Origin of the sequence: Brumimicrobium mesophilum, from assembly GCF_003025005.1 — a bacterium.
GTDB classification, from domain to species: Bacteria; Bacteroidota; Bacteroidia; order Flavobacteriales_D; family Crocinitomicaceae; genus Brumimicrobium; species Brumimicrobium mesophilum.
This window is the reverse complement of sequence record NZ_PVSS01000005.1, coordinates 107,150-124,583: the sequence shown is the minus strand read 5'-3', so window position 1 is coordinate 124,583 and position 17,434 is coordinate 107,150. Positions and strand designations below refer to the sequence as shown.

Below are 17,434 nucleotides of genomic sequence, written 5' to 3'. Positions count from 1 at the left end.
TATGAAACTTCAAAGTTGGCTCATTCTTATTATTTTTCTAGTTACTAGCTCTTTTAGGTTAGTTGCTCAAATTTATACGTTTAAAAACTTCGACTACCAAGAAGGTTTAAACCTAGTATCTATTCTTGCAGTAGAGGAGTCTGATGATGGATACATTTGGTTTGGAACTGATGGTGCTGGTTTGATGCGTTACGATGGTAAAGAATTTAATTCACTTGAAGAAGAGCAAGGAAGAAACAATCGGCATGTTAATGATATCAATTTCATTGATAATGGAGTGTTGTTTTCAACCAAGTATAGAGGTGTTTTTTCACTAGAAAACAAGTCAATCAATAAACTGTCATTTATTAATAAGGTTTCTGGAAGTCATGCAATATCCTTTCATAATGGGACTTATGTTGTTCTGCAGGATCAAGGCTTGAGAATTTATAAGGACAGCGTACTTATTCAAGAAAGAACTATTTCTCCTTATAATCCAAATTTTCAGCATTTCGGAAATTGTTTGCTCGATGATGAGCTTTTAGTTTTAAGCTCAGATATGAATTTTCATATCAAAAACGATAGTATACAAGGATTGTATGAATGGTTTGGTGTTAGTGAAAAGACGTTAAGTGATTATGAAATAGCTTATGAAAAGTCAGACACTTTGTTTTTGATGGACAAGTACTTTTACAAGACTTTGTCCATGCCTCTTAACAATGTAAAGAAAGAAAACTTAAGGATATCTAGAAGCGATAAAACAATTCTTTTGCCTAATGAACATATATTAAAATGGGACAGAAAAGACAATGTTATTGCTTTCATTACAAATCAAGGTAGGGTAATTGAATACGATATTAAAAGTTGTAATTTTAAATTGCTGTCAGGTAATGCAGATCAATTGATTCTAGGAGCAACAGATATTTTAATTGATAGAAACAATGATATTTGGGTAACTTCTAGCATTAATGGAGCATATAGAATTTCATTAGAGCCTTTTACCAATCTTAATAATTCTGAATTGTTTAACGAGCCACATATTACTTTTGTTGCCAAAACTATTGATAGTACTTATTTAATGTCTGTTGCTGGTAAAGGAACATTTATTGGAAAAGAATTTAATGAGAAGAGTTTTAAAAACAATAAAGAAATATATGTTACATCATTGACAACTATTGGTGATACTCAAATTGTTTCTACAAGAAGTGGGGTATACGAAATTGATGGGAATGAATTAAAGAATTATCCATTTCTCGAACAAATTAAGGGGCAGAAAATAAGTTTGGTCAAAAATGCTTTTGGATATTTGTGGTACTCAATAGAGGGTAAAGGTCTTAAAAGAAAAGATTTAAAAACCGGTGAAATTGACGAATTTATTACTACTCCATCTTATTTTTATAATGGCATAGTGTCTAAGGATTCATCTTCTTTGTTTTTTGGAACCAACTCTGGAGTGATTAGATACGATAGAATAGAGGATGAATTGGAAACTATTTCAAGAGATGTCGATGGACAATCATTAGGGTCTTATGTAGGAAACTCAATAATGGATGTCCATGGGACAATTTGGTTTAGTTTTGACGATGGTTTAATGGGGATTACCGCAAAAGGAAAAAGGATTGCTATTACTGAGGCTAAGATTTTACCTTCATTGCTAATTTATACTTTAAATGCTGATCGATTTGGAAATTTGATAGTTGGAAGCCACAAAGGAATTACAGTAATAAAAGTTTCAAATAATGGGGAAGTTCTTTCTAGCAGGACCTACAATAAGGAGAATGGGTTTTATGGACATGAAACACATATGCGATCATCATTTCAAACCGAAGACGGCTCTATCTTACTAGGAACTTTAAGTGGAGTGATTTTAGTTAAGCCTAGTCTTTTTACAAAGAAAAATAGATTGAATAAACCTAAAATCTATTCTTTTAAAAACAAGAATATTGAGCAGCTTGTAAATGTGAGCGATACCATTAATCTCAATTCGGAAGACAATAACTTGTTGATAGACTTCAAAAGTGTTAACGCCAAGTCGAATTTTGTAGTTTATAAATATAGACTATTGGGTGGTGATAAAAAATATATTGAATGGTCTGATTGGGACGCTGAACAAGAAGCAATCTACAATAATTTAAAATCTGGAATTTACACTTTCGAGGTCATTTCGTCAATTGATGGAGACAATGAGAGTGATGTGAGTTCATTAAGGTTTAATGTCGAAATTCCATTCTATAAAAATAAATGGTTTATTATTATAGTCATTGGTTTGGTTGTATTGATAAACATCCTCATTCTAGATCGATCAAGTAATTTTAACCGTAAAAATATTATTCTATCCAGAGATATTGTGGCAGATAGATCGATGGCAAAAAGTATTTTAGTTTTTGGTGCGGCTGCAAATACCCTTGGTCATTTATTTGCTCCTAGAATTGATCCTACCCTTGTTAACCATGATTTAAGTGCGATTGCCTTTGGGTTAATTATCTTAGTGCTTTATTTTATGATAACATTTATTGATAGTACATTAACGAAAACGAGGATTTACCTAGCCCTTGGTTTCCTATTGTTATTAGGTTATAATTTAGCCTTTACATATTTGTCTGATATTCATCCATTCTATTTCGTGGCTACATTACTGGTGACCTTTGTTGCTCCCTATACACTGGAAAAACTCCGTTCAGCTGTTTTAGTGGGGTTGGCTATGGGGATTTTTAGTGTGATTATTATATTTTTGGTAGATCAAGCGCAATTCAATCAATACTTATTTTTGATGGGAGTCGCATTAGCTAGTTTCTTAATGATTTACAAAACTTATTTAAGAAACAATTCATTAGAACAATTAATCTTTACATCTGGAATTGTAAATAAAGGAAACGCTTTAGTGGTGGCATTTGATAAGAAAGGTAAAGTTTCCTATTCAAGTGAAAATATAGAATTGCTTTTGGGAATGAAAAAAACCTTAAAAGGAGAAAATGTACTCACCTTAAACGATTATCAACCTACGTTTAATGGTTTAAAAGGTTTTACCAATGATAATTTAATTAATGAATTCAAAGAAGGGGCAATTTTTGTTACACCACTAATTACGATTAAAAGTGAAGTTGTATACTATCAATGGTCGTGTAAACAATTTTCTGATGAGGTTCGCATAATTTTGGGTCAAGATGTTACAGAAAAAATTAATCTTGAAAATTATTATGAATTAATTGTTCGGAATGCTGATGATTTAATTTTCCAAACAGATACTAGCGGAAACTTTACTTTTGCAAATGAAAAATGTTGTGAAGTATTTGCTAGAACAAAAGAGGAGTTACTTGGACTTTCTATATTAGATGTAATTGATTCAAATTATAATGAAAAGGTCAACAATTTTTTTAAAGAGAGTTTGAAAATTCGAAATAAAGGAGGTTATAAGGAGTTTCCAATTCATACGCCTCAAAGTGATCTGAAATGGTTAGGATTGAATTTAACCACAATGAAAAGAATTGGATCTGAGAACATGGTGACTGGTTTCTTGGGTCTAGCCAGGGATATTACAGATACTAGAAAAGCTAATGCTATAATTAAGGATCAAAATAAAGATATTACAGCATCTATAAATTATGCACAAAGAATTCAATTCAATATGCTTCCAAGTTCCGAAGATTTTGAAGAATTGTTTGAAGATAGTTTAGTCTTGTTTAGACCTAAAGATATTGTTTCTGGAGACTTCTTTTGGCTTCATGAAGTTGATGGTAAAACGATTGTTATTCTTTCTGATTGCACTGGTCATGGTGTTCCAGGTTCGTTTATGACTCTTTTAGGAATAAATATTTTAAATCAAATAATTATTGAAGCCAAAAATACTAATCCAGGTGAGATCCTTAACCAACTTGATGAGCGTTTGGCAGAAGTACTTCCAAGAGATGGTCGAAATTATGTTCAAGATGGAATGGAAGTGGTTGTATGTGTATTTGATAACAAGAGTAATCAATTTGAATATGCCCTGGCTGGTGGTAGGTTTGTTATTATTGATAAAACTGAAAATAGACTGGAAGTAATTAAAGGTCAATCTAAGCATATTGGTGATCTTCCTAGGGTGGCAAATTTCTCCTATAAAACAGAAAAATTATCCCTAGAAGAAAATCAAAATATGTACATCTTCTCCGATGGTTACCCAGATCAATTTGGTGGTGAACGAAATAAAAAACTTACAATCAAAAAATTCCTAAATCTAATTAATGAGATTTCACATCTTCCTATGCTAGAACAGAATAAGATCCTAAATGAACAATTAACAAATTGGGTAGGGGAATATTCACAAACTGATGATATTACCATGATAGGTTTGAGTGGAAATAAGTTCTAATCTACTTTAAGAAAAGTCTATTTTAATTTGGTGAATTCTCCTAAATTTCACTAACTTAATTTAGCAACCCTTAAATCACTTAATTATGCAAGAAGAATATTTGCATTATATCTGGCGTATGAAACGTCTAAATTTTAATCAGCTAAATCTCACAAATGGCGTTCCAGTTACAATTAAAGAAATTGGATGGTATAATCTGGATGCTGGACCAGATTTTTTTAATGGAACTGTGATCATTGACGGAATAAAATGGTCCGGAAATATTGAGCTACATATCAAATCATCTGATTGGTATGCTCACAAACATCATCTCGATGAAGCTTACAATAACGTTGTTCTCCATGTTGTTCATGAACATGATAAGGATGTATATGTTAACGGAAGTAGGCTGCCAACTATCGAGTTAAAAAATCAAATTGATGTTCATCATTATCACAGCTATCAAAAAATCCTTTCTAATCCATTTAAAGTAGCATGTTCAAATGTGGTTATGGACTTTAAATTATCTCTTCTTCAACAAATTGATGTTTCATTTTTGCATAGAATTGAAAGAAAAGGATTAGCACTTTTAGAATTTGTTAACCGCGAGCAAATAGATAAAGATTCAATTTTTTTTACTGCTATATTAAAAGCGGTTGGTGGTAGGGTAAATAAATTGCCTATGCAAGAATTAGCGTGTATTCTGCCATATCAGCTATTGGCGAAAGAACAATGGGATAAAACCCGATTAGAAGCGTTGATTTTTGGGGCTGCGGGTTTCTTAAATAATGATTATGAAGAGAAGTACTATAAAGAGCTCTCACATTCCTGGAAGTTGTTAAAGCACAAACATGGTTTATTGGAAATGAAAAAAAGTGCTTGGAAATTTGGAGGGATTCGTCCAACAAGTTTTCCTAGTTATATACTGGCACAAGTCTGCGGTTTTCTGCTGCAATTTGATTTAAGAACTTTTTTACATTTGGAATCAAAACAAATCATAGAAAAAGTAAATAACTTAGCTGGTTCATTTATTCATGGATATTGGAGGGACCATTATCTTTTTGGGAGTATCACTAAAGAAAGAAAATTAGGCTTTTCAAAATTGTTTAAACTTAATTTAATCATAAATGGTTTGGTGCCTTATTTTGTCGCTTTGAAACATTTGAATAACGACTTTTCATACAGTGATAAGGCTGTTGAAATAATGGAAAACTTGCCTTCAGAAAGCAATAATGTTATAAATTATTGGAAAAACATCGGTTTTTTGCCACAAAACGCATTAGAAAGTCAAGGATTGTTAGAATTAAACAATGAATTTTGTAAATTTAAAAAATGTTTATCCTGTAAAGTAGGGATGGAAAATTTAGAAAAGTATTAATGCGTAAGTTTATTCAGAAAATTGTTTTCTTTTTTGAGATGCGATCTTTCGGCGTCAGTGAATGGTGGGCGAAGAAATTAGGTGTGAGAACAACTAAAGTTCGCCTATTTTTTATCTATAGTTCATTTTTAGCATTGGGGTCACCTTTGATCATGTACTTAGCAATGGGTTGGGTATTGGAGAATAAACACATTTTTAAACTGCGAAAAAAACGAAAGTCAATTTGGGAATTATGAGCGAATCAAGCACAAAGGTTTTAATTACAGGTAGTAACGGTTTGCTAGGGCAAAAATTAGTTAGCTATTTTCAGAAAAACAATATTCAATTTCTAGCTACAGCTAAATCCGATAATAAGCTGTCGTTTCTTCCCAAAACGAATTTCGAAATTTTGGACATTACAAATATGGTTCAAGTGGGAGAGGTTATTAATAACTTCAAGCCTACTCATATAATTAATGCGGCAGCAATGACAAATGTTGATGCTTGTGAAGATTTCGAAACAGAATGTTTTAATATTAATACAAGGGGAGTAGCAAATATTATAGAAGAAATTGATTGTTCTGATACTCATTTAATTCAAATTTCTACGGATTTTATTTTTGACGGTAAAAAGAAACTTTACACCGAAGAAGACACTGCAAATCCAATAAGTAATTATGGATTATCTAAATGGAATGCCGAAGAATTGCTCTTCGAAAGCGGTTACCATAATTTTACGATTTTGAGAACCTCCTTGCTTTATGGTGTGGGTGAAGCGTTAAATAAAGGGAATATTTTTAGTTGGGCCTTGGCAGAGTTGAGGTTAGGTAAGGAATTGAACATCGTCAATGATCAATTCAGAACACCAACTTATGTAGAAGACCTTGTTCAAGCTTGTGCTAAAGTTATTGAATTAAGTGAGTTTGGCGTGTATAATATTGCAGGTAAGGAGCTTCTCTCAATGAATGAATACATTAAATTAGTTGCTAAATACCTCAATGTTAGCACTGAAAAAGTGAATTCTATTACATCTGAAAAATTGAACCAAAAAGCTAAACGTCCGCTTTCATCTGGTCTGGATATTGGCAAAGCAGAATCGGAATTGGCCTATAAGTCAACGGATTTTATAGAAAGCTTATCGTTAATAGACGTTAACAATTAAAATAATATTTATAAATTAGCAAATCCGACCTGCTCATCTACAAGAGTAATAAGGTTATTAAATTGAACACAAAAAATAATATTTATGAGATTAGCTAAGGTTTTGGCTACCCTATTTCTGCTTACAAGTTTTGCATTTGGACAAGATGTTCCTTTATCAGCAAACTTATCAACCAAAGATAAATCGCAAGCAATTGACGATGTTTCAGTACAAATAGACGTCAAAGGAGGGAAAAAGCCTTATAAATATGTGTGGAATAATGAGGATATATCGATTTACAATAAGAAATTTAACGGTTGGTCTGAAGGAGATTCAATAAAAGTTACTGTAATCGACGCGAATTTAGATACTGTAAAAGTAACGGGATACGTTAAACCAAATAGCTTTTCTGAACATGTAAACAATGGAATGAAACCAGCAGTGTCTTTATTACAAGATATATTATTTGCAAATGTTTGGTCTGACACTGTGAAGGTTAAGGAGTTTGTTTTGAAAGCTCCATTTGCTTTATCAACAGCATCACCTAAGTATGTGCTGAAAGAATGGGTGAAGAAAGATGGTGAAGAGGTTAAACATCTAGAAATAATAGCAATTCTTAAGGAAGGTGATAATGAATTTCCGTTTTATGCAATGGGTGATGGAACTCTGATGCATGGTGAACACAAAGGAAAGAAAGTAGTAGCTGGTGATGAGGTATCGTTCATCAACAAGCGTGGTAACTTATCAGAAAAGATTTTAGGGAAAATTGATTATTCTTCACCGCAACCCTTTTACTTCAAAAATCTTACTAATAAATCACAAGGAATTCCATTAATTGTACTTTGGCTTGTGGCGGGTGCGTTTTTCTTTACATTTAAGATGGGGTTCATCCAGTTTAAAGGTATTAGGCACGCAATTGATTTAGTTAAAGGTAGATATGATAATCCGTCTAAGGAAGCTGGGGAAGTAACTCATTTTCAAGCCCTAGTTACTGCACTTTCAGCAACAGTTGGATTGGGTAATATTGCAGGGGTCGCAATTGCAATTAGTATGGGAGGACCGGGAGCAACTTTCTGGATGATTCTTGCTGGTTTAGTAGGGATGGCTTCAAAATTTGTTGAATGTACCCTTGGTGTAAAATACCGTATCTTAAAAGAGGATGGTGAAGTTTCTGGTGGTCCAATGTACTATTTAAGTCGTGGATTGGCGAAACGTGGACCGGGTTTCAAACAATTAGGAAAGGTTTTAGCTATACTTTTTGCCATTCTTTGTGTTGGTGGTTCACTTGGAGGTGGAAACATGTTCCAAGTTAATCAAGCGTTTAACCAACTCTCAGAAATCCCTGGATGGGAAGGATTCTCCTCTTATGGTTTGTATTTCGGAATTGGAATGGCAATTCTCGTAGGAATAGTAATTGTTGGTGGAATTAAGAAAATTGCCAGTGTTACAGATAAAATTGTACCAACGATGGTTGGAATTTATGTCATTTCGGCTTTGGTAATTATTGGTTTTAATTACGATAATTTAGGGCATGGTTTCAGTACAATCATTACTGGTGCTTTTAATCCGGATGCAATGTATGGTGGATTTATTGGAGTACTGATTTTAGGGTTCCAACGTGCTGCATTCTCGAATGAAGCAGGAGTAGGTTCTGCACCAATTGCTCACGCTGCTGCCAAGACTGATGAGCCTGTTAGTGAAGGAATCGTTGCTATTTTAGAGCCGTTTATTGATACTGTAGTTGTATGTACGATGACTGCTTTAGTAATTATATTTACGGGGTATGCACAAGATCCCGAAGGATTAGAAGGAGCTGCGCTAACATCTGCGGCACTTTCATCTTCATTAGGTGATTGGTCATTGTATGTTCTTTCATTCGCAGTAGTATTATTTGCATTCTCTACAATGATTTCTTGGTCTTATTACGGCTTAAAGGCTTGGACTTTTGTTTTTGGACAATCTAAAATGTCAGATTTAATCTATAAATTTATATTCCTTGTGTTTATTGTTATTGGAGCTTCTGTAGGACTTGGAGCCGTAATTGATTTTTCAGATCTTATGATTTTAGGTATGGCTTTTCCAAATATTCTAGGACTTCTGATAATGTCAGGAGAAGTAAAAGCAGATTTAAAAGATTATTTTTCTCGTATAAAATCAGGTGCAATTAAAAGATTTAAATAAATATATTGGTTAGAAAGAATTGGGATAGTGACTGGATTCATTTTTCAAAAAGAGCCCGTCGAGGTATAATCGTTTTACTTATTGCGTTCGTCATAGTCGCAGTAAGTCCAAGGTTGTATTATAATTATATCCATGTTCCGCAAGAATATGAAATTCAAATTCGTCCATTAGCTAAATTTGAAGCAGAAAAGAACAAACTGAAGGTCGAGAGTCTAGAGTATAGTAGATATACCCAGCCAAAAGCAATGTTTGATCCAAATGATTATACAGTTGAGGAATGGAAGAATGTTGGATTGTCTGAGAAACAAGCCGGATCTATTATAAATTATTTATCAAGCGGAGCAATATTGAAGGTTAAAACTGATCTTAAAAAACTTTATGTTGTAGATCAAGAATTATATGATTTGTTGGAACCTAAAATAGACTTGCCGGAGGAAATTGAAGAACTTTATAGCACTGAGGTTTCGTATAAAGAAATGAATAGTCAAGAACTAGAAAATGAAATTGAACCCCGTGTTGAAAAAACGAAGGTTGTTTCCCCGATTTCTTTAAATATGGCATCTGCCGAAGAACTTAAAAGTATACCTGGAATTGGTGAATTTTACGCAAAAGAAATAATTCAATTACGAAAGGCTTATGGAGGATTCGTTTCACATGATCAATTATCGGGAATCTATGGGATGAGACAAGGAAAGTTAGATTCTTTAAAACCATTCTTAGTAATCAATTTAAATGAATTAAGAAAGCTGGATATCAACAAAGCGTCGGAGCAGCAATTAAGAAACCATCCTTTGATTAGTTATGATATTGCAAAATCAATTGTGTACTTTAGGGAAAACTATAGGGTTTATAAAAGAGTAGATGAAATTCTTTTATCTCCTTATATTGACAGAGATAAATTAAAGGCGTTAACGCCATACTTGAAGGTAGATTAATTTTATTCTTATACGAACGAATAAAAATATACTATATTTGCCTTTTGAAATTTTGATAATTTAAAATACAAAATAGAATGAACTTCGATCTTAACGAGAATCAAATAATGATTCAACAAATGGTAAGAGACTTTGCTGAAAAGGAAATTAAGCCAAATTTATTAGAATGGGATGAAAAAGAACACTTTCCAGTTGATGTGATGAAAAAACTAGGAGATTTAGGTCTTTTAGGTATTTACATTCCAGAAGAATATGGTGGTAGTGGTTTTTCTTACGATGAATATGTAACTGCACTTATTGAATTAGGTAAAGTTTGTGGAGGAGTTGGTCTTTCTGTTGCTGCGCATAATTCATTATGTACTGGACATATTTATTATCATGGTTCTGAAGAACAAAAGAAAAGATTTTTACCAAAATTGGCTTCTGGAGAATTCATTGGTGCATGGGGGTTGACAGAGCCTAATACAGGTTCTGATGCTATGAGAATGAAAACAACAGCAGTTAAAGATGGTGATGATTGGATTATTAATGGTGCCAAAAACTGGATTACTCATGGGCTTTCAGGAGATGTTTCTGTAGTTTTAGTAAGAACTGGTGAATTGTTAGATAGTAAAGGTATATCAGCGTTTATCGTTGAGAAAGGTACTCCTGGTTTTTCTGCAGTTCAAATTAAAGGGAAGTTAGGTGTTAGAGCTAGTGAAACTGCAGAGCTAATTTTTGACAATGTTCGTGTTCCTAATGCTAATTTAATTGGTGAAGTAGGTATGGGCTTTGTCCAAGCTATGCAAATTCTTGATGGTGGTCGAATTTCTATCGCTGCCTTAAGTTGTGGAGTCGCTCGTGGAGCATATGAAGCATCAGTAAAATATGCTAAAGAACGTGAACAGTTTGGTAAACCAATTGCACAATTTCAAGGAATTAGCTTTAAGTTAGCTGATATGGCTACAAATGTAAAAGCAGCCGAATTATTGACTTTCAACGCTGCTGCATTGAAAAATGCTGGTAAAAAGTTAACTGAAGAAGGAGCTTATGCTAAATATTTCGCTAGTGAAACTGCTGTTATGTGTGGGAATGAAGCCGTACAAATTATGGGAGGTTATGGTTATACAAAGGAGTATCCAGCAGAGAAGTTTCTACGTGATGCAAAGTTAATGACTATTGGTGAAGGAACATCTGAAATTCAAAAAGTAGTTATTTCAAGAGAAATTTTGAAATAAGTATTGTTCATAAGATTTATCTTATTATCTTTGCAAACCAATTTATAGAATTAGAAAACGAAATTAAATATAGAATATGTTAGTAGTACCTGTAAAAGAAGGAGAGAACATAGAAAGAGCTCTCAAGAAATATAAGAAGAAGTTTGAAAAAACTGGACGTATGAGAGAGATCCGTAGACGTAAAGAATTTGTTAAACCTTCAATATTAGGACGTCAAGCTCGTATTAAAGCGGCTTACAAACAACGTTTACAGTCTAAAGAAATATAAAATATTCTTTTCAAGAATACGTTAAGGAGTCTATTGTGGACTCCTTTTTTTGTTTATATATGCTCGACCAATTCATTACATATTTAAATACTGAGAAAAGAGTATCTGATCATACCAGTATAGCTTATCAAAAAGATATTGAATCATTTTTAGAATTCGCTGAAATTGAAAGTAAAGATGATTTAAAAGAATTAACGTATCAAAACATTCGAGCTTGGATAGTTGATTTAATTAATAATAAGCATTCTAACAGGACAGTAAATCGGAAATTGTCTTCATTAAGGACGTTTTTTAAATGGGCCTTGAAAAATCAAATAATCGACATCAACCCTATGTCTAAAATTAGGGGCCCAAAGCAAGAGAAAAGACTTCCTGAATTTGTTAAGGAAGAGGAAATCGAATTAAATAATATTGAACAATTGTTTCCTGAAGGGTTTTCGGGATTGCGAGATCGATTAATATTAGAGGTTTTTTATCAAACTGGCATCCGTCTCTCCGAACTTATAGAGTTGAAACAGGTTAATTTCGAGAATGACAGTTTAAGAGTTTTAGGTAAACGTAATAAGGAAAGGATTGTTCCTATTACATCCGATTTATCAAATCAATTAAAGGATTATTTAAGATCTCCGGTTTACGTAGAGGCTAATGTTAATTATTTATTCATAACTGATAAAGGGAAAAAGTTATATCCTAAGTTTGTTTATAGAAAAGTGAATTATTATCTTTCTATGGTAACTAGCCTTACAAAAAGAAGTCCGCATGTTTTGCGGCATACTTTTGCAACACACATGTTAAATAATGGGGCGGGACTAGAAACCTTAAAGGAGGTATTGGGACATGCAAATTTAAGTGCAACTCAAATTTACACGCATAATTCATTTGATCAGATTTCAAAAATCTATAAACAATCTCATCCCAGAGGAGGAAAAGAGGAGTGATTTTCCGTTATTATAATCTATAATCAGCAGGGTTAACCTTAAGTTTATTTTGAAATTTAAAAAAAAATCGAATTTTTTTTATAAATTTTTTAGGTCTTGACTTTTTAATAAAACCATTGTAAAACAATGTGTTAGATGTTGGTTTTTACAGAGGGTGAAAAAAGAATCAAAAATATTTTAAAAATATTTTAAAAAAATGCTTGTCGGAGTTTATTTATTTACTACATTTGCAACCCCGAACGAGATGTATATCATGTTAGGGAGTTCTTTAAAAGGTTATAATTTACCAACAAAAGTGCCGATGTAGCTCAGCTGGCTAGAGCAGCTGATTTGTAATCAGCAGGTCGGGGGTTCGAGTCCCTCCATCGGCTCATAAACTTTTTAGTTGGGGGGATACTCAAGCGGCCAACGAGGGCAGACTGTAAATCTGCTGATTTTATCTTCGAAGGTTCGAATCCTTCTCCCCCCACACTTAGTTTAACTTTTATATTTTAAGCGGGAGTAGCTCAGTTGGTAGAGCGTCAGCCTTCCAAGCTGAGGGTCGCGAGTTCGAGTCTCGTCTCCCGCTCAATATAACTTTTTAATGGCTCGCTGCCGGTGTAGCTCAGGGGTAGAGTGCTTCCTTGGTAAGGAAGAGGTCACGAGTTCAATTCTCGTCATTGGCTCGAATTACACATGGAGAGTCACTCATTATTATGAGTGAATTTTTCCGTATGTAGCAATTAAGTTTTATAAATAGTATATTAACAAGTAACAAATAAAAAATGGCTAAGGAAACATTTAATCGTTCCAAACCACACTTGAACATTGGAACAATCGGTCACGTCGATCACGGAAAGACAACTTTAACTGCTGCTATCGCTGCGGTTTTGTCTGCAAAAGGCTTATCTGAAGCTCGTAGTTTTGACTCAATCGATAACGCTCCTGAGGAGAAGGAACGTGGTATTACAATCAATACATCTCACATTGAGTATGAAACTGAAAATCGTCACTACGCACACGTAGATTGTCCAGGTCACGCCGACTATGTTAAGAACATGGTAACTGGTGCTGCTCAAATGGATGGTGCGATTTTAGTTGTTGCTGCAACAGATGGACCAATGCCTCAAACACGTGAGCACATTCTTTTAGGACGCCAGGTTGGTATTCCAAGAATCGTTGTTTTCATGAACAAAGTGGATTTGGTAGATGACGAAGAATTATTAGAATTGGTTGAACTTGAAATTAGAGAGCTTTTATCTTTCTATGATTATGATGGTGATAACTCTCCAGTGATTCAAGGTTCTGCTTTAGGTGCTCTTAACGGAGACGAGAAGTGGAGTGATATCGTTATGGAGCTAATGGAAGCAGTTGATACATGGATTGAATTACCTCCTCGTGAAGTAGACAAACCATTCTTGATGCCTGTTGAAGATGTATTCTCGATCACTGGTCGTGGTACTGTTGCAACTGGTCGTATCGAAACTGGTGTTATTAACTCTGGAGAAGAGGTTGACATCTTAGGTATGGGTGATGAGAAACTTAAATCTGTTGTTACAGGGGTAGAGATGTTCCGTAAGATCTTAGATAGAGGTGAAGCTGGTGATAACGTTGGACTTCTTTTAAGAGGTATTGACAAAACAGTGATCCGTAGAGGTATGGTTGTTTGTAAGCCTGGTTCTACAACACCACACGCTAAATTTAAGGCAGAGATATATGTTCTTAAGAAAGAAGAAGGTGGACGTCACACTCCATTCCATAACCGTTACCGTCCACAGTTCTACTTCCGTACAACGGATGTAACTGGAGAGATTCTTTTAGGAGAAGATCGTGACATGGTTATGCCTGGTGATAACGTTACAATTAATGTTGAATTGATCGTTCCAATCGCTATGAACAAAGGTCTTCGTTTTGCAATCCGTGAGGGTGGTAGAACTGTAGGAGCTGGTCAAGTGACTGAGATCGTATAGACATAAAATATAATTGAAAAAGGGGAGTTTTTTGACTCCCTTTTTTTAACTACGGGCGTAGCTCAGTTGGTAGAGTACTGGTCTCCAAAACCATTGGTCGTGGGTTCGAATCCTACCGCCCGTGCAAAATTGAAAGAAATTGGCAAATATTGTAGAATATCTTCAGGATACATATCATGAGCTAGTTCACAAAGTGAGCTGGCCAACATGGACAGAGTTACAGAACAATACTATTATGGTAGTTGTTGGATCTGTTATATTTTCCTTACTTATATTTGTAATGGATTTTATTTTCGGAATAAATCCATCTACATATTTCTGGAAAGGAGTTCTTGGATTGATTTATCCATAATTAATAATACGTTTTATCGGAATTACTGTGGAAGAAGTTAAAAAAAGATGGTACGTTGTTCGCGCAATTAGCGGGAAAGAAGGAATGGTTAAGGAGTACCTAGAAATGGAAATCAATCGTCAAAAATTGAATGATTTTTTTGGTCAAATCCTTATTCCTACAGAAAAAGTTTTTCAAATTAGAAACGGTAAGAAAATTACCAAAGAAAAAACTTTTTTACCTGGTTATGTTCTCGTGGAAGTTGCACTTGTGGGAGAAGTTCCTCACGTTATAAAAGGAGTGCCAAATGTTATAGGATTCTTGGGTGCTGAAAAGCATGGAGATCCTTTACCAATGAGAAAAACGGAAGTTAATCGTATTCTAGGTAAAGTTGACGAGATGTCTGAAAATGAAGAGGAAATGAAAATTCCATTTGTTATCGGAGAGTCGGTTAAGGTTGTTGATGGACCTTTTAATAACTTTAATGGAACTATTGAAGAAATTAACGAAGAGAAAAAGAAATTGAAAGTTATGGTGAAAATATTCGGTCGAAAAAACTTGGTCGAATTGAGCTATATGCAAGTAGATAAAGAAAATTAATAAGTTTTTTTAACCAGTAGGAGTGGTGGTGATGATTAAAGCTTCCCATCTATACGATCACGTTAGGACTACACAAACTATAAATAAATGGCTAAAGAAGTAGCAGGTTTGATCAAATTACAGATCAAAGGTGGTGCAGCAAATCCTTCTCCGCCCGTTGGTCCCGCACTTGGTGCAAAAGGGGTTAACATCATGGAGTTCTGTAAGCAGTTTAACTCAAGAACCCAAGATAAGGCTGGAAAAGTATTACCTGTTGTAATCACTGTTTATGGAGATAAATCATTCGATTTTATCATCAAAACTCCACCAGCAGCAGTTCAATTATTGGATGCAGCAAAACTTAAAAAAGGTTCTTCAGAGCCTAACCGCTTGAAAGTGGCTAGTGTTTCTTGGGATCAAGTTAAAGCAATTGCTGAAGACAAAATGGCTGACCTTAACTGTTTCACAATTGAATCAGGTATGAAAATGGTTGCTGGAACGGCAAGAAGTATGGGAATCACTGTAAAAGGGGCTTTTCCTAAAAACTAAAAAACATTAATCATGGGACGTATTTCTAAAAAGAGAAAAGAAGCGCTTTCAAAGTATGACTTTGACAAGACGTATTCGTTGACTGAAGCATGTGATTTAGTAAAGGAAATCACTAATACAAAATTCGACGCTTCTGTTGACATCAGTGTTCGTCTAGGAGTTGATCCTAGAAAAGCTAATCAAATGGTAAGAGGAACTGTTGCTCTACCTCACGGAACTGGAAAGGATATTAAAGTACTTGTACTTTGTACACCTGACAAGGAAGAAGAGGCTAAAGAAGCAGGTGCTGATTTCGTTGGTTTAGATGAGTACATTGAGAAAATAAAAGGAGGATGGACTGATATCGATGTGATAATCACCATGCCATCTGTAATGGGGAAAGTAGGTGCTTTAGGTCGTATATTAGGACCTAGAGGTTTAATGCCTAACCCTAAAACTGGTACTGTAACAATGGATGTAGCGAAAGCAGTTCAAGAAGTTAAAGCTGGTAAAATCGATTTCCGTGTTGATAAATTCGGTATTGTTCACTCTAATATTGCAAAATCATCTTTCGATGGTAGTAAAATTAAGGACAATGCAGCTGAATTGTTAAGCACTTTAATCAAGATGAAACCATCTGCAGCTAAAGGAGTGTACATCAAAAGTATTTACATGAGTTCAACAATGAGCCCAAGTATTCAAATTGACGCTAAATCTGTTGTCGCTTAAAATTTTTAAATATGAATAGAGAAGAAAAAGCGCAGTACATTGACAATTTAACAGCAGAATTAAAAGACGCAGGTATTTTTTACCTTGCTGATACATCGCAGTTATCTGTAGAGAAAATAAACGACTTAAGAGCAAGATGTTTTAAGGCTAATGTAAGTTTAAGAGTAATCAAAAATACTCTTCTTTCTAAAGCTATCGATCGTATCGAGGACAGAGATCTTAGTGAGTTGAAAAAAGCTCTTAAAGGACCAACAGCAATTATGTATGCTGAAGTAGGTAATGCGCCTGCAAAAATTATTAAGGATTTCCGTAAGAAGGCCGAAAGACCAATCTTAAAAGCAGCTTACGTTGAAGAAGCTATTTACATTGGAGATGAGAATCTTGATGCATTAGTTGAAATCAAAAGCAAGGATGAACTTATCGGAGAAGTTATTACATTGTTACAAAGCCCAGCGAAAAATGTTATTTCTGGACTTAAAGGACAAGGTGGTAAAATCGTTGGAATTCTTAAAACGCTCTCAGAAAGAGCATAGATTAAATATTATTTATTAGAACCTTTTTTAAACAAAAATAAAATGGCTGAATTAAAAGACATCGCTGAAACATTAGTTAACCTTACAGTAAAAGAAGTTAACGAATTAGCAACTATCCTTAAGGATGAATACGGTATCGAACCTGCTGCTGCTGCTGTTGCAGTTGCTGGAGGAGGTGCTGCTGCAGAAGCTGCAGAAGAAAAAACTGAGTTTGACGTAATCCTTAAAGCTGCGGGAGGTAGTAAATTGGCTGTCGTAAAATTAGTTAAAGAATTAACTGGTCTTGGTTTGAAAGAAGCAAAAGCATTAGTTGATGGTGCTCCAGCTCCAGTTAAGGAGGGAGTTTCTAAAGACGAAGCTGATAGCTTAAAATCTTCATTAGAAGAAGCAGGAGCTGAGGTTGAAGTTAAGTAATAACTATACTTATTATACAGTACAGGCA

Annotated in this window: 15 protein-coding genes and 5 tRNA genes; all 20 read left to right on the top strand. The window is 34.3% G+C overall.

The window, feature by feature from the left end:
* Position 1: 1 nt before the first annotated feature.
* The 20 genes from C6368_RS06590 to rplL all read left to right on the top strand — a co-directional run bounded on the left by C6368_RS06590 (position 2) and on the right by rplL (position 17,406).
* On the top strand, positions 2 to 4,327 hold the full coding sequence (locus C6368_RS06590; protein WP_107038397.1) for a SpoIIE family protein phosphatase: 4,326 nt from the start codon (positions 2 to 4) through the stop codon (positions 4,325 to 4,327).
* An 85-nt stretch (positions 4,328 to 4,412) separates the two neighbouring features.
* Positions 4,413 to 5,684, top strand: a complete 1,272-nt coding sequence (locus tag C6368_RS06585) for a DUF2851 family protein (protein WP_107038396.1) — start codon at positions 4,413 to 4,415, stop codon at positions 5,682 to 5,684.
* Positions 5,685 to 5,916: 232 nt separating this feature from the next.
* Positions 5,917 to 6,825, top strand: a complete 909-nt coding sequence (locus tag C6368_RS06575; RefSeq protein WP_107038394.1) for an SDR family oxidoreductase — start codon at positions 5,917 to 5,919, stop codon at positions 6,823 to 6,825.
* Between the two features lie 84 nt (positions 6,826 to 6,909).
* The gene (locus tag C6368_RS06570; protein WP_107038393.1) at positions 6,910 to 8,985 is read left to right on the top strand and encodes an alanine/glycine:cation symporter family protein; all 2,076 of its coding nucleotides are present in this window, start codon (positions 6,910 to 6,912) and stop codon (positions 8,983 to 8,985) included.
* 5 nt (positions 8,986 to 8,990) lie between these two features.
* On the top strand, positions 8,991 to 9,920 hold the full coding sequence (locus C6368_RS06565; RefSeq protein WP_159038476.1) for a ComEA family DNA-binding protein: 930 nt from the start codon (positions 8,991 to 8,993) through the stop codon (positions 9,918 to 9,920).
* 77 nt (positions 9,921 to 9,997) lie between these two features.
* On the top strand, positions 9,998 to 11,137 hold the full coding sequence (locus tag C6368_RS06560; RefSeq protein WP_107038391.1) for an acyl-CoA dehydrogenase family protein: 1,140 nt from the start codon (positions 9,998 to 10,000) through the stop codon (positions 11,135 to 11,137).
* Between the two features lie 76 nt (positions 11,138 to 11,213).
* The gene (gene rpsU / locus C6368_RS06555; RefSeq protein ID WP_107038390.1) at positions 11,214 to 11,405 is read left to right on the top strand and encodes a 30S ribosomal protein S21; all 192 of its coding nucleotides are present in this window, start codon (positions 11,214 to 11,216) and stop codon (positions 11,403 to 11,405) included.
* 59 nt (positions 11,406 to 11,464) lie between these two features.
* A complete protein-coding gene (locus C6368_RS06550) occupies positions 11,465 to 12,343 on the top strand; it encodes a tyrosine-type recombinase/integrase (RefSeq protein ID WP_107038389.1) in 879 nt (292 codons plus the stop codon).
* 297 nt (positions 12,344 to 12,640) lie between these two features.
* Positions 12,641 to 12,714, top strand: a tRNA-Thr gene (locus C6368_RS06545).
* Positions 12,715 to 12,730: 16 nt separating this feature from the next.
* A tRNA-Tyr gene (locus C6368_RS06540) sits at positions 12,731 to 12,812 on the top strand.
* A gap of 26 nt (positions 12,813 to 12,838) precedes the next feature.
* Positions 12,839 to 12,911: transfer RNA gene (locus C6368_RS06535), tRNA-Gly, on the top strand.
* 25 nt (positions 12,912 to 12,936) lie between these two features.
* A tRNA-Thr gene (locus tag C6368_RS06530) sits at positions 12,937 to 13,008 on the top strand.
* 99 nt (positions 13,009 to 13,107) lie between these two features.
* Complete coding sequence (tuf, locus tag C6368_RS06525; protein ID WP_107038388.1) at positions 13,108 to 14,292, top strand: elongation factor Tu; 1,185 nt, start codon at positions 13,108 to 13,110, stop codon at positions 14,290 to 14,292.
* A gap of 51 nt (positions 14,293 to 14,343) precedes the next feature.
* Positions 14,344 to 14,416 (top strand) — tRNA-Trp (locus C6368_RS06520).
* 15 nt (positions 14,417 to 14,431) lie between these two features.
* Entirely contained in the window at positions 14,432 to 14,644 is a 213-nt protein-coding gene (gene secE, locus C6368_RS06515) for a preprotein translocase subunit SecE (RefSeq protein WP_107038387.1), read from the top strand.
* Positions 14,645 to 14,671: 27 nt separating this feature from the next.
* A complete protein-coding gene (nusG, locus tag C6368_RS06510; protein ID WP_107038386.1) occupies positions 14,672 to 15,223 on the top strand; it encodes a transcription termination/antitermination protein NusG in 552 nt (183 codons plus the stop codon).
* 87 nt (positions 15,224 to 15,310) lie between these two features.
* A complete protein-coding gene (gene rplK / locus C6368_RS06505; protein WP_107038385.1) occupies positions 15,311 to 15,751 on the top strand; it encodes a 50S ribosomal protein L11 in 441 nt (146 codons plus the stop codon).
* A 12-nt stretch (positions 15,752 to 15,763) separates the two neighbouring features.
* Positions 15,764 to 16,459 carry a 50S ribosomal protein L1 gene (rplA, locus tag C6368_RS06500; RefSeq protein ID WP_107038384.1) on the top strand — a complete coding sequence of 232 codons (696 nt, stop codon included), beginning with the start codon at positions 15,764 to 15,766 and terminating at the stop codon, positions 16,457 to 16,459.
* A gap of 11 nt (positions 16,460 to 16,470) precedes the next feature.
* Positions 16,471 to 16,992: a 50S ribosomal protein L10 gene (gene rplJ / locus C6368_RS06495; protein WP_107038383.1), complete on the top strand. Its 522-nt coding sequence runs from the start codon at positions 16,471 to 16,473 to the stop codon at positions 16,990 to 16,992.
* 42 nt (positions 16,993 to 17,034) lie between these two features.
* A complete protein-coding gene (gene rplL, locus C6368_RS06490; protein WP_107038382.1) occupies positions 17,035 to 17,406 on the top strand; it encodes a 50S ribosomal protein L7/L12 in 372 nt (123 codons plus the stop codon).
* Positions 17,407 to 17,434 lie beyond the last annotated feature (28 nt).